The organism is Pseudomonas sp. NPDC088890 (genome assembly GCF_044900155.1).
GTDB classification, from domain to species: domain Bacteria; phylum Pseudomonadota; class Gammaproteobacteria; order Pseudomonadales; family Pseudomonadaceae; genus Aquipseudomonas; species Aquipseudomonas urmiensis.
In genome coordinates, this window is the sequence record NZ_JBJDNG010000009.1 from 110,523 (window position 1) to 127,271 (window position 16,749).

The 16,749-nt window shown below is 61.3% G+C and carries 14 protein-coding genes and 2 pseudogenes; 9 read left to right on the forward strand and 7 right to left on the reverse strand.

The window, feature by feature from the left end; translation table 11 throughout:
* The first annotated feature begins 2 nt into the window (after positions 1-2).
* Complete coding sequence (locus ACI2JX_RS19165; RefSeq protein ID WP_404690757.1) at positions 3-1,481, forward strand: hypothetical protein; 1,479 nt, start codon at positions 3-5, stop codon at positions 1,479-1,481.
* Positions 1,482-1,559: 78 nt separating this feature from the next.
* Here the strand turns inward: ACI2JX_RS19165 and ACI2JX_RS19170 are convergent.
* Positions 1,560-1,838, reverse strand: a pseudogene (locus ACI2JX_RS19170) ((Fe-S)-binding protein); the annotation flags it as partial.
* A gap of 54 nt (positions 1,839-1,892) precedes the next feature.
* Here ACI2JX_RS19170 and ACI2JX_RS19175 point away from each other — a divergent pair.
* A pseudogene (locus tag ACI2JX_RS19175) lies at positions 1,893-2,123 on the forward strand (IS5/IS1182 family transposase); the annotation flags it as partial.
* A gap of 350 nt (positions 2,124-2,473) precedes the next feature.
* Here the strand turns inward: ACI2JX_RS19175 and ACI2JX_RS19180 are convergent.
* The gene (locus tag ACI2JX_RS19180; RefSeq protein WP_404690758.1) at positions 2,474-4,558 is read right to left on the reverse strand and encodes a TonB-dependent receptor family protein; all 2,085 of its coding nucleotides are present in this window, start codon (positions 4,556-4,558) and stop codon (positions 2,474-2,476) included.
* 132 nt (positions 4,559-4,690) lie between these two features.
* Complete coding sequence (locus ACI2JX_RS19185; protein WP_404690759.1) at positions 4,691-5,071, reverse strand: RidA family protein; 381 nt, start codon at positions 5,069-5,071, stop codon at positions 4,691-4,693.
* A 176-nt stretch (positions 5,072-5,247) separates the two neighbouring features.
* Between ACI2JX_RS19185 and ACI2JX_RS19190 the strand changes: the two genes are divergently transcribed.
* A complete protein-coding gene (locus ACI2JX_RS19190; protein ID WP_368972681.1) occupies positions 5,248-5,940 on the forward strand; it encodes a tRNA (adenine(22)-N(1))-methyltransferase TrmK in 693 nt (230 codons plus the stop codon).
* Between the two features lie 22 nt (positions 5,941-5,962).
* Here ACI2JX_RS19190 and ACI2JX_RS19195 read toward each other — a convergent pair whose 3' ends face one another.
* Positions 5,963-6,232, reverse strand: a complete 270-nt coding sequence (locus ACI2JX_RS19195) for a DUF2790 domain-containing protein (RefSeq protein ID WP_368972660.1) — start codon at positions 6,230-6,232, stop codon at positions 5,963-5,965.
* Positions 6,233-6,352: 120 nt separating this feature from the next.
* On the opposite strand from ACI2JX_RS19195, the gene ACI2JX_RS19200 reads away from it, so the two are divergent.
* On the forward strand, positions 6,353-7,285 hold the full coding sequence (locus ACI2JX_RS19200; protein WP_264234641.1) for a LysR family transcriptional regulator: 933 nt from the start codon (positions 6,353-6,355) through the stop codon (positions 7,283-7,285).
* 149 nt (positions 7,286-7,434) lie between these two features.
* Here the strand turns inward: ACI2JX_RS19200 and ACI2JX_RS19205 are convergent, their stop codons facing one another.
* From ACI2JX_RS19205 to ACI2JX_RS19215, 3 genes are all read right to left on the reverse strand, one after another.
* Positions 7,435-7,752 carry a hypothetical protein gene (locus ACI2JX_RS19205; protein WP_404690760.1) on the reverse strand — a complete coding sequence of 106 codons (318 nt, stop codon included), beginning with the start codon at positions 7,750-7,752 and terminating at the stop codon, positions 7,435-7,437.
* Positions 7,753-8,106: 354 nt separating this feature from the next.
* Positions 8,107-9,399 carry an MFS transporter gene (locus ACI2JX_RS19210; protein ID WP_264233074.1) on the reverse strand — a complete coding sequence of 431 codons (1,293 nt, stop codon included), beginning with the start codon at positions 9,397-9,399 and terminating at the stop codon, positions 8,107-8,109.
* 378 nt (positions 9,400-9,777) lie between these two features.
* Entirely contained in the window at positions 9,778-11,184 is a 1,407-nt protein-coding gene (locus ACI2JX_RS19215) for a PLP-dependent aminotransferase family protein (protein ID WP_404690761.1), read from the reverse strand.
* 168 nt (positions 11,185-11,352) lie between these two features.
* Between ACI2JX_RS19215 and ACI2JX_RS19220 the strand changes: the two genes are divergently transcribed.
* The 5 genes from ACI2JX_RS19220 to ACI2JX_RS19240 are packed head-to-tail and all read left to right on the forward strand — an operon-like array spanning position 11,353 to position 16,432.
* Positions 11,353-13,365 (forward strand): DUF2849 domain-containing protein, encoded by a 2,013-nt coding sequence (locus ACI2JX_RS19220; protein WP_404690762.1) that lies wholly within the window; start codon positions 11,353-11,355, stop codon positions 13,363-13,365.
* The gene (locus ACI2JX_RS19225) at positions 13,352-13,837 is read left to right on the forward strand and encodes a DUF934 domain-containing protein (protein WP_368973669.1); all 486 of its coding nucleotides are present in this window, start codon (positions 13,352-13,354) and stop codon (positions 13,835-13,837) included. The genes ACI2JX_RS19220 and ACI2JX_RS19225 overlap by 14 nt, the downstream gene beginning before the upstream one ends.
* Before the next feature lie 2 nt (positions 13,838-13,839).
* The gene (locus ACI2JX_RS19230; RefSeq protein ID WP_404690763.1) at positions 13,840-15,264 is read left to right on the forward strand and encodes a cytochrome ubiquinol oxidase subunit I; all 1,425 of its coding nucleotides are present in this window, start codon (positions 13,840-13,842) and stop codon (positions 15,262-15,264) included.
* A gap of 14 nt (positions 15,265-15,278) precedes the next feature.
* On the forward strand, positions 15,279-16,286 hold the full coding sequence (cydB, locus tag ACI2JX_RS19235) for a cytochrome d ubiquinol oxidase subunit II (protein ID WP_264233069.1): 1,008 nt from the start codon (positions 15,279-15,281) through the stop codon (positions 16,284-16,286).
* Complete coding sequence (locus ACI2JX_RS19240; protein WP_404690764.1) at positions 16,286-16,432, forward strand: DUF2474 domain-containing protein; 147 nt, start codon at positions 16,286-16,288, stop codon at positions 16,430-16,432. The genes cydB and ACI2JX_RS19240 overlap by 1 nt, the downstream gene beginning before the upstream one ends.
* Positions 16,433-16,749 lie beyond the last annotated feature (317 nt).

Below are 16,749 nucleotides of genomic sequence, written 5' to 3' on the forward strand. Positions count from 1 at the left end.
CAATGCTGACCAAAAGCGCAAGAAGAGCCTCAGTGCCGTTGAGTGGAAAGTTATCGGCCGCGCAGAATATACTCCCGCAAAGACATATAGCTACGATGGGTGGTGATTTTGATTCGTATGGCCCGATGTATCTAAGTGTTAGTAGTCCCGATGATTTGACGGGGGTTATAGTTATGTATGATCGCTTCAATGTAAAAGGGGCGTTCGAATTGAATGTAAACTTATCGCAAATCAGTAGGCGGGAGGCGGGAGCGGCTTTAGGAGCCTTGGACAACATTTTGGCTGCCCCCGGGAAGTCAGTAGGGCATGAATACACAGCGCTTGAGTCGGCTATCAATCACCTGAAAAAAGTAGATGCAAAGCTAGTCAAAAATGAACAGAGCATGGTGGATATTGTTGATTTATTGAAAAATACTGAGGAATCTTTTCAGGTCGCAGCGAAAAAAGTAGACCCAGTGGAAAAGATGTTTGATGAATTTGACAAGCTTACGAAGATCGTGAGAAGCGGCGCGAATGGAAAACTGCCTGCTCAGTTGCCTGGTAAATCTAGCCAACAAATTTTGGCGTTCCTCGATAGTCATAATCTGAAACCAAGTTGCTACAATGGTTTAGCGAATGCTACTCAGCAAGCTGTTATCGACCAAGCATGCGACGATGTACTAGCTCATATCAAGGCTGTGCATGCGCCGCTCGCCGCTTCAGCGAATAATGCAACAGCGGCCAGCAGGAAAGTTAACAAAATGGTCTCGCCGTTGTTTGGGGGCGCAGAAGCCCTTAATGCTGAATTTAATGATGCATTGAAAGAGGTCGGTAAAAAGCTTGAAGCATATGTAGATAGTCTACCTTACGCGCAGGCCGGCAGCGCTTCCATTGAACCCAGCATTCAGAAAGCCAATGCCGCGCTAGCGAACGCAAAGCTTGAATTTAGTTATCCTCTAAAACGCCTTAGAGTTCACTGCCATGGTACAAGACCGGATGCTGCACAGGGAGAATTGTCGGCGTACGCCGTTGTGCGAACAGCTCCCGATCCAGCGGCTAAGGAGGGTTGGGAGGCGACACTGCTTTATGATCATCTTGAGTCGCTAAAAGATAGTATGGGAAACCCTTTGCTCCGCAACAATAAATTTGATCTGATTGAGCTCAACATGTGTTATAGCGCTGCTGGCGGCCAACAGTCTTTTGCTAATGAATTTTCGAAGCGCTCGGGTAAAATTGTCAGTGGCTACGAGGATGTGTACACGACCAATGTGCTGTATGCTGATTCCGCTGCGAGAAATTTTTCTCGACTTTTAAATAATGCCTCTGCACAGAAATATAGCAAGCATCAACTAGCTGACTACGCGGTTTTTATGTCTGCTGAAGATCGTCTAATGAAGGCTGTAAGAGGGGATAAGCATGTCAAAAAGTATTTTTTCAATAACTCAAGTGGCCCACAAACGCATGATGAACTGAAACGCTGGTTCCGGCCCAGCTATTCGTAACCCTATCGCCGTTTTGAGAGAGCCCACCGGCCACGGGGGCTCTCTGCATTAATTTCAGACCAAGATAGCTTCAAAAATCGACGCAGTCGGCAGCGATGCGCCGCTGGCAACGAACGCCTCGGCGACAAAACGGTGAGCTTGCACGCCCGCAGCCAGGCACAGCTCGCGGGCCTAGCTGATCATTGCACTGTTGCCGCAGGCATAGTCCTGGGTATCGGCCCAGCGGTGGGCATGCGTCAGCGCGACCTGCTGCATGCGGGCTTGGGCCGACAGCACGCGGTGCCAGCGAAAGCGTGGATGGGCAAGGCTGGCTTGATCGAGGAACGCGTCGTCATAAAAATCGGCTGCGGATTCTCCGAACAAGTCCCCAAACGTGCTGAAATACGCCTGACCCTCTGAACAGAGCCGCCCATGCGCCAGTTCGCACGCCTGACGTTGAGCGCGCCGATCCCCGAAACCACCACGATCATGAACTTCCGGCATTTGCGGGAGAAGCATCAACTCGCACCTGCGATCCTTGCGATCCTTGCGATCCTTTTGGTCATCAACGGTTATTTGCACGAGAAGGGCCTGTCGTTGCGCCAGGGCACTCTCGTTGATGGCACCATTATTCATGCCCCAAGTTCGACCAAGAACGAAGAAGAAGTTGACCACGATGTTCGCCGTGTCAAACCTATGGATGGCTCGAAAACAGCTGATGGGTATGGGTGAGTTACGCGTCTAACACGCAAGACCGGGCGACAAAGTCCCCAAAACGCTGTGCGTGGGTCGTTCTTTCGGCAAACAGCGGTACGCGCAGAGTGAGCGTGTTCGGTGACCTCGAAGGCCTGCCAGACATTGACTTTCTGTGATTGCGCCGTGGAAGGCTTAGGGAGGAGGGAGGGGCGTGGGATGAGTGGGGGCTGATGGCATGAGCTGGATCAGCCCAGCGGGTGATGAGCTAGGGAGCGATGGAGCAGCTCTGGGTCGGCCCAGACCCAGAGCACAAGCGCTTAGAACTGATACTCCAACCCAGCCCCGGCATACCACGAGCGCCCCGGCGCGGCTTCGTAATAGCGGCCATTGCCATCGCCAACGATCACCGAGCCGACGTACTGACGATCGAGCAGGTTGTCCAGGCGCACCAGTTGATGGAAGGTCCACGGCCCGAACTGTTGCTCAAGGCGGGTCCGCCAGTTGAACACCGCATAACTGGGAGCCGCGTGCTGGTCATTGGTGTCCTCGACATAGACCTTGCTGCGGTACTGCCCCTCAAGCCCCATGCTGATACCGGCACGCGGTTTCCATACCAGCTCGCCGAATACGCTGCTGCGCGGCACGCCCGGTAGGTGGTTACCTTTATCGATGGTGTTGCTGCCCTGGCTGAACGCTTCGTCATAGGTGGCGTCGAGCAGGGTGTAGGCAAGGTTGGCCTGCCATTGCTCGCTCAGTTCACGCTGGATGCCCAGCTCCAGGCCGCGGCGCAGGGTTTTGCCGGCATTGTGGTAGCTGGTGCGGCCGTCTTTGGAGCTGTCGACCACGATCTCGTCACGGGTGTGGATCTCGAACACCGCGACATTGATGCGGGTTTGTTCGTCAGGTCGAGCCTTGAGGCCCAGCTCGTACTGGGTGCTGGTGGAGGGCTTCAAGCCGAAGTTAAAGCCTTCCACCGAGCCTGGCGCATAGGCCATTTCCGCCTGGGTAGGCGTTTCGAACGCTTTGCCTGCACTGATGTAGCCGTGCAGGTCAGTGGTAAAGGCATACATCACCGACAAGGTCGGGGTGGTGCGTTGGTATTTCTTCGAACCGCTGGCGTCGCCGTTGCTGAGGAAATGGTCATTGACCTCCATCTCCATGCTGCTATGGCGCACGCCAGCGTCGACAGTCCAGCGCTCCAACTCCCAATGGGCTTGCAGGTATGGGTCGAGGCTGGTGGCGGTGTCCTGTTCATCGCGGCGCAGTTCGCCTTTGACGCCCAAGGCGTCGCCGCTGAAATTCTGGTAGCCACGGCGGTCGTCGCGACTACGGTCGTAGTCGGCCCCGGCGGTCAGGGTCAGGGCGCCGAAGGCGACATCGACGGGCTGGATCCAGCGCAGGGTGCCGCCGTGGAATTCGCGGTCGAAGTCGACCACGCCGCCGCCGCGATTGTTCGCCGGGGTGCCTTTGGGGATCGACAGGTACTGAATCACGCTGCGTTTGCCGGCATACAGATTGAACTGCAGGGTAGCCTCGCCGAACGAGCGTTCGTAGTTCATGCCCACTTGTTGATGGTGAATGCTTTTGCGCGTGTCGTATTGCTCGGCCCGGTTGCTGACCGAACGCGGATCGTGCTTGTAGGCCTCCCAGGTCTGGCCGAGTGGATCCTGGGTGCCATTTTGTTCCAGGCTGCTGAAGATCAGCGCCAGACGGCTGTCGTCATCGGGGCGCACATGCACCTTGGCAAAGGTCTGGTCACGGCGCGCGGCGCTGTGGTCGCGGTAGCCGTCGGTGTCCAGGCGCGAGGCGTCGAGGACGAACCCGGCCTGGTCGTTGCCGCCTTCGCCGTACAGGTGATTCTTGTTGAAACCGTCGCTGCCGACGGTGGTTTCGAGGCCAACCTTGGGCGGCCCGGCGCCGTCGCGGGAGAACATCTGGATCACCCCGCCGGCGTTACTGCCGTAGATCGCCGAGGCCGGGCCGCGCAGTACTTCGATGCGCTCGGCAACATCGAGGTTGAGCGACGCCGCCTGGCCCTGGCCATCGGGCGTGCTGGCCGGAATACCGTCGCTGAGCAGCTTGATCCCGCGGATGCCGAAGGCAGAACGTGCGCCGTAGCCGCGTGAGGAAATCTGCAGGTCCTGGGCGTAGTTCTGACGGTTCTGCACCACCAGGCCGGGGACGCGGTTAAGCGCTTCGGACAGATTCACCCCAAGTTGGCCATCGGCGATTTGCCCGCGCTCCACGGTGTCGATGGAGTAGGGCAGGTCGAAGCTGGGGTTGGGGGCATAGGTGCCGGTGACCACCATCGGTTCGAGCAGGGTGAAGGCAGTGGGCGACGCTGCGTGAGCCAGGGAGCAAAGGCTGAGGCCCGGGAGCAAGAGGTAGAGGTGGCGAGGCATGGGGCTTCCTGCTGTGTAGCTATTGAATATCCTGGTTGCCGGTACCGGCGCTATCGGGGGCAATCCGGCAAAGGCTACGCACCGTGGGAGCGGGCTTGCCCCGCGATAGCGCCGGCACTGGCGACAAACCAATCAGCCCTTGGCCGCCATCGCAGTCACTTCCACGCGCATGCCTTCCAATGCCAGCGAAGCGACGCCCACTGCTGCGCGCACCGGCCACGGCTTGCTGAAGAAACGCTGGTAGACCTCGTTGAACGCCGGGCGATCAGCCATGTCGGTGAGGTAGATGGTCAGGTGCAGTACCCGATCGATCGAGCTACCGGCACGTTCCAGGGCCACCTTGAGCGCTTGCAGGGTGCATTCGCTTTGCTCGACGATGCCGCCCAATTCCAGGCTGCCGTCGGCACGGGTGGGGATCTGGGTGCTCACCAGCAGGTTGCCGAAGCCGGTAACGTCCGAGGAAATCGACTCTGGATCCGGGTCTGGAATGTAGGTGATATCTGCGTTTGCCATGGGAATGCTTGCCTTGCAACGGAAGGAAAGGCGCAAGCCTACTTGAGCGAAACCGGTCGGTCGAGCCGCCTGGGCATGTCCGCTCAGCCAGGGAAATTGAAATGCGCGGCATTGACCGGCAGAATCGCGGCCATTTGGCCGAGCGCGCTGTGTCGGTCGTGCAGAAGGATCAAAGCTTGAACGAACAGACATTGTCGATGCGCCTGGAACGTGTGGCGGCGCATGTGCCCGCCGGCGCGCGGCTGGCCGATATCGGCTCGGACCACGGTTACCTGCCGGTAGCGCTGATGCTGCGCGGGCGCATCGAGCACGCGGTGGCCGGGGAGGTGGCGCTGACGCCGTTTCATTCCGCGCAACGCAAGGTGCGCAAGCATGGCCTTGAGCAGCAGGTCAGCGTGCGCTTGGCCGATGGCCTGGCAGCCATCGAGCCTGCTGATCGGATCACCACGGTGAGCATCTGCGGCATGGGGGGCGAGACCATGTGCGAGATTCTTCAGCGTGGCAAGCATCACCTCAGCGGCGAGGAGCGGCTGATCTTCCAGCCCAATGGCGGCGAGCGTGAGCTGCGCACCTGGCTGATGGAAAACGGGTACCAGATCGAGCAGGAGGAGCTGCTGCGAGAAAATCGCTTCGATTACGAGATCATCGTGGCCGTGCCCGGTGCGGGCAGTGTCTACAGTGCTGAGCAACTGTTCTTCGGGCCGCGTCTGCTGCAAGCGCGCAGTGAAGCGTTTCTGGCCAAGTGGCGGCGGGTGCTACGTCAGCGCCAGCAGACCTTGGCGCACTTCGAACATGCCCAGGAGGTCCCGCAGGACAAGGCGCGGGAGTTTTCCAAGCAGGTTGAGTGGATTACCCAAGTGCTGGGGTGAATGAGCATCGGCGGCAGGCCAGTTACATCTGCGAGCAGTTGCCCATTTCCCGGTAGTTGACCTCACGCCGCTGGCCTTGATGGTCGACATAGACCATGTGCGCAGTGCCCACCTGACAATCGGCGATGTTGCTGGCCGGGGTGATGGAGATGACCTTGGCCACATCCAGCGGCATGCCGTATTCGTAGTTCTGAGCACTGGCGGCCACGGGTTGGTTTGCAGCTGGGTCTGCGTACGCGCCAACCGAGGCAAGGGATGCGAACAGTGCAAAAAGGGCGATCGAGGCTTTCATGACGGGCTCCTTGTGACGTTTTACCAATGATGTATTCGTTGGTGATACACAATAAAGGGGCTATCCCGTGATAGATTCCTGCCTGGGACGTACGAATAAGACTTAAAGGAGCGGACTTTCATGGACATGCTGCATGCCATGCGAACCTTTGCCCGGGTGGTGGAGTGCGGCAGTTTCGCTGCCGCCGCCAATGCGTTGGATATTTCTGCGGCGCAGGTCTCGCGCATCGTCGCCGAGCTTGAGAACCAGCTGCAAACCCGCTTGCTGCACCGCACCACCCGGCGCTTGCGCATGAGCGAGGCGGGGGAGCGTTTTCTGGAGCGCTCGCGGCAGATCATGCTGCTCACCGAAGAGGCCATGGATGAAGCCCGCGGTGCCCACCTCACGCCGCGTGGCCGGCTGCGCTTTCACTCCACCCACGGCTTGGGCATGTTGATGATGCCGCTGGTGGCGGCCTACAAGGCAGCGTGTCCGGAAGTGGTGATGGAGATGACTCTGTCCCAGCGCAACCCCGATCCGCTGGACGAAGGTCATGACGTGGTGCTCACCGTTGGCCGTGGGTTGCCAGACTCGCAACTGATCGCCATCCCGTTGGGCAGCATCTACAGCATTCTGTGTGCCTCGCCCGACTACCTGGCGCGCCATGGCGTGCCGCAGCGCCCGCAAGACCTGCATGAACATGTGTGCTTGCGCATGGGCGATCCGTTGTTCGAGGAAGACTGGGCGTTCGAGCAGACCCCGGACAATTACGTCATCCTGCCGCAGGACACCTTCCTGACCAATGTGGCCGATGCGATGCTGCAGGCCACTGAGCTGGGCATGGGAATCGGGCTGATTCCGTATTATTCGGCGAGCAAGTCGATCGAAGAAGGGCGCTTGTGCCGGGTGCTGGCACCGCACCGGCTACGCCAGCGGGAGATTTATGCAATCTATCCGTCGCGCCATTATCTGGATGCCAAGGTGCGCACTTGGCTTGATTTGCTCAAGGAGCAGTTGCCGGTGATGTTCAAGGCCAATGAGCAGCTGGTGGATGATCCGCAGTACTGGCGCTGAGGGTTCTATCGCCGGACAAGTCGCAGCGGCGCACTGATGCTGCGACTTGCCCGGTGATGAGGGGTTTACCGCCGACTCTATAGGTGCGGATGGTCATGGCCATGTCTTGTGCGGCTAGGTCGAAACACAGCAGTTAAGCCAAGTCAGGCTCAGCGGCTGTCGCTGTCTTCACTGGTCCCGCCAGAGCTGCCAGCACCAGTGCCGGTGGCCTCGCCGGTGTTGTTCGAGCCGCCAGTGGTGCCATCTGCGGCATCAGAGTCGGTGCCGGTATCGCTGCTGTCGTTGTCTTTGCCACCTGGGCTGTTGACGCTGCTGCCGTCACCTGCGGTTTCACCTTTGGGGTGATCGCCGGAAGAGTGATCGGCGCTGGGCGTGCTGCTGTAAGGGTCGTTGGCGGCGAAGCCGGTGGTGGAGGCCAGCCCTAAGCACAGGGCAAGCAGCAGTGGGAGAGGGCGAATGCGGACCATGGTGAGTCTCCTGTAAGGATGATCGTCATGGTTTCGGCTGCGCAGCGAGGGGCAGGGTGCCCGGCAGGCGACGGGCGGTCGGGGTTATTGGATTCGGATTTTTGTGCTGTCAGTGCGGGCCTCTTCATGGGCAAGCCTTCTCCCACAGGTACCGCGTCGCTCTAGCTGCTGGCGGTGGGCCTGTGGGAGGGTGCCCGGCAGGCGATGTGCGGTCGGGATTTTGGGTTCGGATTTTTGTGCTGTCAGTGCCGGCCTCTTCGCGGGCAAGCCCGCTCCCACAGGCGGTGAGCCTGTGGGAGCGGGCTTGCCCGCGAAGAGGCCAGGACTGACGCAGCCAAAACCAGCTGTAAAAGATCAAACGCGCTCAGGCGCCGCTGCCGGGGTCTGTATCTCGGCCATCGAAGGGTGCTCCTGCACCGCATGCATCAGCTCTTCGGTAGCGCGCAGCTCAGCACCGGTAGGCGAAAAGGTCGCAGTCGGCGCAAAGGGGGCCGGATGCTCCGGTGCCGGGCGTTTGCCGCGCCGCCAGAGGAAGAAGCTGACCATGGCCAGGTTGATCACCGCAAAGGCCCAGAACAGCCCGACTTCACCATAGGAAGTCATCACCGGCGAGATCGCCAGCGGGGCCATTGCCGAGCCCAGCGAATTGATCAGCAGCAAGCCTTGGATCATCGGCACCAGCGCATCGGCCGGGGCCCTGTCGGCCGCGCTGCTGACCGCCACCGGATACAGGGCGAACACGCCCCCACCGAGCAGGAACAACATGGCCGGCAGCAGCACCGAATTAGCCGGCAGCAGCACGATCAACACCGACAGCACGGCGCACAGCGCGGCCAGCGAGATCAGCACATCCTGGCGATCCTTGCGGTCCGACCAGCGCCCCACCGGATACTGCAGCAGCATGGCGCCGAGAATCACCCAGGCCATCATGTTGCCAACCTCACCGACATCCAGGCCGATGCGTTGCAGGTACAGCGGCAGCAGCGCATAGATCCCGGCGATCGCCACGCCCGAACCGAAGCAGCCGACCAGCCCGGTCGGGGCGATGCCCAGCAGCTGACGTGGCTTGAGGGGTTCGACCTGATCCATCAGCGGTGACACCCGTGGCAAGATCACGATCGGCAGCACCGACAGGGTTGCGAGCATACCGGCGACCATGTACGGCACGGTCGGGCCCCAGCCGGTGACGTCGCCCAGGGTGGCTTGGGCCAGCACGCCAGCGCCATAGAAGGCAATCATGTACAGCGCCAGCAGGCGTCCACGGATCTTCGCGTCGCCCGCCAGCAGCAGCCAGCTTTCGATCACCAGGAACACCCCGACCGCAGCCCAGCCGTTGATCAGGCGCAGCACCATCCACCAGGTGGTGTCGTAGAACAGCCCTTGCAACAGAATGGTCGCGGCGATCAGCGAGGCGAAGCTGGTGTAGGCGCGGATGTGACCAATGCGCAGGATCAGCCGATCGTTGAAGATCGCGCCCAGGGTCAGGCCGATGAAGTAGGCCGAGGACACCACGCCGATCATGGTCGCCGATTCGCCAGCGGTACCCAGTTGCAGGGTGGTCAGGGAAGACATGAAACCATTGCCCAGGGCAATGATGAATAGCCCGAGCAGGGGTGCTAGCGCCTGGGCCAGCAAACGCGGAGACATACGTACCTCAAGGTTGGAAAAAGCAGGGTGGTGCTCACTACCAGTGAGTTACAAGCCTGGGCTCGCCTTGCGGTCCTTCGCGGGCAAGCCCGCTCCCACAGGTACCGCGCCACCTTCAGGCAAACGCTATCTCTGTGGGAGCGGGCTTGCCCGCGAAGGACCGCAAAGCGGGCCCAAAACAAACCGACTCGAGTCTTAACTGACTGGCATCTGGCTGGGTGCCTTTTCGTAACCGGGTAGCTGCGGGCGAAGGCCGGGGCAGGAATCAGTCGACGGATCGACGGGCGAAAAGGAGGCGCGATTCTAAGCCTTGTGGAGAATTTGCCAAGAGGGCCACCCCTGCGACCAGAGGCCGCAGGGGTGGCTTCTTGCTATCGGTCAGACAAACGCGCGCGAGCTGCGCCGCCGATCTTCCTTGAGCAACGCGTCGATCTTGCGCAAGGCGCTGCCCAGGCTGGCCTGATCGGCCGGGCCGCCGAGCGATACGCGCACCGCATCCTGGGTCTGCGGGGCGACGCTGAACGAATCGGCACTGGCGACGTTGACCCCAAGCTCATCCAAGGCATGGGTGAACAGGTTTTGGTTCCAGTGCGCGGGCAAGGGCAGCCACAGGTGAATACCGCAGGGGTGAGCCTGCACCGGCGCCGTGAGCAAGCTGCGCGCCAGCTGCTGGCGAGCGCGGGCTTCTCGCTGAATCTCTTGTACCAGCTGCTTGGCGGTGCCGCTGCGGATCCAGTGCTCGACCAACCCCAGCAGCAGCGCCGAACAACCCATGCTCGCAGCGCGCAGCCCGCTTTGCAGGCGCTCACCGGTATCGCCCCGGGGCGGTAGGACGAACGAGGTGCGCAGGCTTGGCCACAGGCATTTGGACAGCGATGCCAGGTAGAAGGTGTTGGCGCCGCCGGTCAGCGTAGCGATGGCCGCCGGTGCGTCGTCGAGCAGGTAGCGATAGGGGTCGTCTTCGATCAGCGTCAGGTCCAGGCGCAGCACGGTGGTGGCGATCTGCTGTCGGCGACCGAGGGGCATGGTGTGCGCGGTGGGGTTGTTGAAGGTTGGGTTCAGGTACACCAGGCGCGCGCCACTTTGCTGCTGGGCGCGCTCCAGTGCGTCCGGGCGCATGCCGTCGGCATCGCCCTCGACCGCCAGCACGCGCAGGCCCAGCTGGCGCGCTGCCAATAGCAGCCCAGGGTAGGTCAAGGGGTCGCAGAGCAGCGTCTCACCGGGCTTCGCGCAGGACGCCAAGATGGCGAAAATCGCCGCCTGCGAGCCCGAGCACACGCTCAGCGCGCGGGTATCGAGATCGCCCAGGGCTGGGTTCAACCAGCCTTGCGCCGCTTGCAGCGCAGAGCGGGTGGTGGGCTCGTCCTGGTAGGTCGACAACGCCTCGATGCGGTTGCGCCGCAGCACATCGTCAAGGCCCTTGCCAACCAGCTCCGTCATCGAGCCGTTGGCCGGTTGCGGGGGAATGTTCATGGTCAGGTCGATGCGCACCTCATCGCCCGGCTCGCTGACCCCGGTGACGAACGATCCGCGACCGCTGTACGAGGCGATCAAGCCGCGATTGCGCGCTTCGGCATAGGCGCGGGTCACTGTGGTCAGGTCGACGCCCAGTTGCGCGGCCAGGGTGCGTTGCGGCGGAACCTGGTCGCCAGACTGCAAAGAACCCGACTGTATGGATTCTGAGATCATATCGGCTATCTGTATGTATCTTGGCCCACCCTTGGGTTTGAAGGGCCTTGTCCAGCGGGCTTGAGCTGATTCTTTCGTCTCGTCAGCGAGAGGCATGCGAATTCCTCAGGTTGTCAATCCATACGCTCAAGCATAACATGGCATACGGTTATATAGTAAATCCATACAAATGGACTGCGTATGGATTTTATTGTCAGGCACCGGAGAGGCGCAGCAGGGTTGCAACGATAAGCGCTTCTGGGCTGCCAGTCATGGAGATGTTTGATGAATGACTGCCAACTGATCTGCGCCAATCGTCTCGACGATGGCGCAGTGGTCTGGCTGGACGCGGAGCACCAGTGGGTCGAGACCCTTGCGAAGGCCAGTGTCTTTGCCCCGCAGCAACTCCCTGCCGCCCAGGCTGCGGCGCAACGAGCGGTGGACGCGAACCTGGTGGTCGGCCCGCTGCCCTGCGCTGCACGGCTAGTGGACGGCGTTGTCGAGCCGATCGAGCTGCGCGAACGCTTGCGTGCTCGTGGGCCATCGGTGCGCACCGATCTGGGTAAACAGGCGACCGGCCTAAGCCCACCCGCGAGCGCTGCCCAGCCGCGTCCGGTGATCGCGGCGCAGGTCGAGCACGCTGGGGTCTATCGCTATGACCCGTTCGAGCGCGACTACCTCAAGGCCCGTGCCCGCGAGTTCGAGCAGCAAGTGGCCCGGCGCCTGAGTGGCGAGCTCGACGAAGAAGCGTTCAAGGTCTATCGGTTGATGAATGGCCTGTACCTGCAGTTGCATGGCTACATGCTGCGGGTGGCCATCCCCTATGGCACCTTGAGTGCGATTCAACTGCGCCAGCTGGCCTATGTCGCCAGCACCTACGATAAGGGCTATGGCCACCTCACCACGCGGCAGAACATCCAGTTCAACTGGCCGCACCTGTCCGCTACCCCTGAGATCCTCTCGGTGCTGGCCGATGCTGACCTGCATTGCATCCAGACCAGCGGCAACTGCATCCGTAACGTCACCACTGACCACTTCGCCGGCGCCGCCCAGGATGAGGTGATAGACCCGCGGGTGCACGCCGAAATCCTCCGTCAGTGGTCCACCGACCACCCTGAGTTCACTTATCTGCCGCGCAAATTCAAGATCGCCATTACCGGCAGCCCGATCGACCGCGCAGCGGTGCGCTTTCACGATATCGGCATCCTCGCCACGCGCAACGACCAGGGCCAGGTGGGATTCCAGATCTACGCAGGTGGAGGGCTGGGGCGCACGCCTATCGTCGGCACGCTGGTGCGCGACTGGCTGGCCGAGCGCGACTTGCTGCGCTATGTCGAGGCGATCTTGCGGGTCTACAACAGCCTCGGGCGGCGCGACAACCTGTACAAGGCGCGGATCAAGATCCTGGTTCGCGAGCTCAAGCCAGCCAAGTTCATCGAGATGATCGAGGCGGAGTTCGCCAGCCTTCCCGCGGACCATCAGCACCTGGAGCCGGGTATCGTCCAGGCGATTCACCAGCGCTTCGTCAAACCGGCCTTCGCGGAGCTGCCCGGCATCTGTGAAGACTACCTCGATGCGCGCACAGCCGATGCCGAGTTTGCCTTCTGGGTGCGCAACAACACCCATCCGCACAAGAAACGCGGGTACATCAGCGTGGTCATCTCGCTCAAGCCCCAGGGCGGTATTCCGGGCGATGTCAGTGCCCAAGAGATGCTGCTGATCGCCGACCTGGCCGAGGCCCATTCGCTCAATGAGATCCGCGTGTCCCATGAGCAGAACCTGGTCTTGCCGCATGTGCGCCTCAGTGAGCTTTACCAGGTCTGGCAAGTGCTGCGCGACGCCGGCCTGGCCACGGCCAACGTCAACCTGATCTCCGATTCGATCGCTTGCCCAGGCATGGACTACTGCAGCTTGGCCACGGCCCGTTCGGTGCCGGTGGCCCAGCGCATCGCGCAGCGTTTCGATGAGGCCCAGCAGCGTGAGATTGGCGAGCTCAAGCTCAACGTGTCCGGCTGCATCAACGCCTGTGCCCACCACCATGTCGCCCACATCGGCATTCTCGGCCTGGACAAGGCCGGGCATGAAAACTACCAGATCACCCTCGGCGGCAGCGCGGCGGAGGATGCCGCGGTGGGCACCATCCTTGGCCGCTCGGTGAGCTACGAAGCACTGCCAGAAGTGGTCGAGGCGATTGTCGCGATCTACCTGCGCGAGCGCGTCGAGGGCGAACGCTTCCTGGATACCTACCGCCGCGTCGGCATCGATGTGTTCAAGGAGGTGCTGCGTGACGCTCATTGATCGTAACGGCCTGCCGGTTGCAGACCTGTGGCTGTATCAACAACAAGACGCACCCTTGGTGTTCGCCGAACGCTGCGTGATTCGCCTTGAGCAATGGGACGAGTACCTCAGCCAATTCGGCGCGCCTGCCCAAGGTGTGCGGATCAGCGGCGAGCAGGATCCCGCTGGCGTGCTGGCGCTACTGGACCAGCTCGAAGTGATCGTCATCGACTTTGCCAAGTCGCGCGACGGTCGCGGCTTTACCCTTGCGCGCCTGTTGCGCGACCGGCACGCCTTCGCTGGCGATTTACGTGCCGCCGGGCCGTTGCTGCCCGATCAGTTCTCGATGTTGCTGCAGTGCGGCTTCACCAGCCTGCTGGCCCCGGCCACGGTGCCGCTGGTTCGCTGGCAAGACGCCGCCAGCGCGCGCCTGCAAGCCCAGGCCCGGCCGCGCACGCTGCTCGAGCGCCTTTCCCTAAGTAATGAGGCATAACCATGTTCAGCCTGACAGCCTTGGAGCTGGCACGTATTCAGTTTGGCTTCACCGTGACCTTCCACATCATCTTCCCGGCCATCACCATCGGCCTGGCCTCGTTCCTTGCGGTCCTCGAGGGCCTGTGGCTGTGGAAGAAAGACAACGCCTACCTTGACCTGTACCACTTCTGGTCGAAGATCTTCGCCGTCAACTTCGCCATGGGCGTGGTTTCGGGGTTGGTCATGGCCTATCAGTTCGGCACCAACTGGACCTTCTACTCGCAGTTCGCCGGCAGTATCACCGGGCCGCTGCTGACCTATGAGGTGCTTACGGCATTCTTCCTCGAGGCCGGTTTCCTTGGCGTCATGCTATTTGGCTGGAACAAGGTCGGGCGCGGGCTGCACTTCTTCGCCACGGCCATGGTCGCCGTCGGCACGATGATCTCCGCGACCTGGATCCTGGCGTCCAACAGCTGGATGCAGACGCCCCAGGGGCATGAGGTGATCAATGGCATCGTGGTGCCGGTGGACTGGTTCGCGATCATTTTCAACCCGTCGTTCCCTTACCGCCTGGCGCACATGGTCACCGCAGCGATGTTGTCGACCGCACTGTTCGTCGGCGCCTCGGCGGCCTGGCACATGCTGCGCGGCACACGCACACCAGCGGTCAAGCGGATGTTCTCCATGGCCATGTGGATGCTGCTGTTCACCGCGCCCTTGCAGGTGGTGATCGGTGACATGCATGGCCTCAACACGCTCAAGCACCAGCCGGCGAAAGTGGCGGCGATGGAAGGCCATTGGAGCAATACCCCTGGTGAAGGCGTGCCGCTGATTTTGTTCGGCATCCCGGACATGCAGGCCGAAACCACCCACTACAAGATCGAGATCCCCAATCTTGCCAGCCTGATCCTGACCCACAGCTTGAACGGTCACATACCCGCACTGAAGGACTTCCCGCCTGAGGACCGGCCCAACGCAACCATCGTGTTCTGGTCGTTCCGGGTCATGGTGGGCTTAGGCGTGCTGATGGTCGTGCTTGGCCTGTGCGGCGCCTGGTTGCGCTGGCGGCACCGGCTGTATGAATCCAAGGCACTGGCGCGCTTCGCGCTGTGGATGGGGCCATCTGGCCTGGTGGCGCTGCTCGCAGGTTGGTACGTCACCGAGATCGGTCGTCAACCGTGGGTGGTGTATGGGCTGATGCGCACCAAGGATGCGGTGTCCAATCACTCGGCCATGACCCTGTCGGTTGGCCTGGTGGTATTGGTGGTGATGTACCTGGGCATTTTCGGCACCGGCATCGTGTACATGCTGCGCCTGGTTGGCAAAGGCCCGCAGGAGCATGAGCACCATGAACTGGAGGCTGAAATCACGGCCAACCAGCGACCGGCGCGGCCGCTGTCGGCGGTCGATGAGTCGCTGTATTCCTCCACCCCTAAGAACCACTGACGGGAGCGTCTTTCATGGGTATCGATCTTGCGCTGATCTGGTTTCTGATCATCGGCTTCGGCGTGATGATGTATGTGATCACCGATGGCTTTGACCTGGGCATTGGCATCCTCTTTCCGTTCATCCCCGACCGCGACCATCGCGACACCATGGTCAACACGGTCGCTCCGGTGTGGGACGGCAATGAAACCTGGCTGGTACTGGGTGGGGCAGGGCTGATGGCAGCATTCCCCAAGGTCTATGCGATCTTGCTCAGCGCGCTGTACCTGCCTGCCCTGGGGTTACTGGTAGGGCTGGTCTGGCGTGGGGTGTCGTTCGAGTTCCGGTTCAAGGCCGATGATGCGCACAAGCCGTTCTGGGACCGAGCGTTCATGTCCGGCTCGTTCATGGCCGCGTTTTTCCAGGGCGTGATTCTTGGCGCGTTCATCGAGGGTCACCAGATCGTCGATGGCGTGGCTACCGATGGCGTGATGAGCTGGCTGACGCCGTTCAACGTGTTCTGTGGTTTCGGCGTAGTCATCGCCTACGCGTTGCTGGGGGCGACCTGGCTGATCCTCAAGACCGAGGGCGACTTGCAGGCGCGAATCATGCGCGCGACCGGGCCGATCACCTTGGCAACCGTACTGTCGATGCTGGTGGTGAGCGTCTGGACGCCGCTGACCCACCCGGCGATCTTCGAGCGTTGGTTCAGTCTGCCGAACTTCTGGTTCTTCCTGCCGGTGCCGGCGCTGGTGCTGGTGGCGACCTGGGCGATCTTGCGTTCGCTGCGCGGCGAGCCGCATGCCGGGCCGTTCATCTGGTCGCTGGTGCTGATCTTCCTGGGCTACACCGGTTTGCTGATCAGCATCTGGCCTTACGTGCTGCCGCCTAGCCTGACCATCTGGGAAGCCGCGGCACCGCCGCAGAGCCTGGGCTTTGCGCTGGTGGGGGCGCTGTTCATCATTCCATTCATCCTCGGTTACTCGGCGTGGTCGTATTACGTGTTCCGGGGCAAAGTCAAAGTGGGCGAGGAGTTTCACTGATGATGAATTCATCTACTACCAAGGGTCCTGGGTGGAGCAAGCGTCTGCTGTGGTTGCTGGCGATCTGGGCGGCTAGTGTCATGGCGCTGGGTGCGGTTGCGTTGGCTACCCGGCTGGCCATGAGGTTTGCGGGGATGACGGCTTAAGCTGTTGCGCTTGGGTTGTCGGTAAGGGTCTGGGGTTCGCTTCAGGCCCTTTTTTTGGTTGTTCGAAAGGGGCTGGGTTTTTCTGGGTTCAGAGCCTGTGGGCAGTTGTGGTGGCTATTCCGGCCTCTTCGCGGGCAAGCCCGCTCCCACAGGGTTCGTGGCGTGCGCAGGATCTGCGGGGTGTCGGTGCTGGTTCAACGCAGGCCATAAATCTGCGCGGGGCTGGGTTTTTCTGGGTTCAGAGCCTGTGGGCAGTTGTGGTGGCTATTCCGGCCTCTTCGCGGGCAAGCCCGCTCCCACAGGGTTCGTGGCGTGCG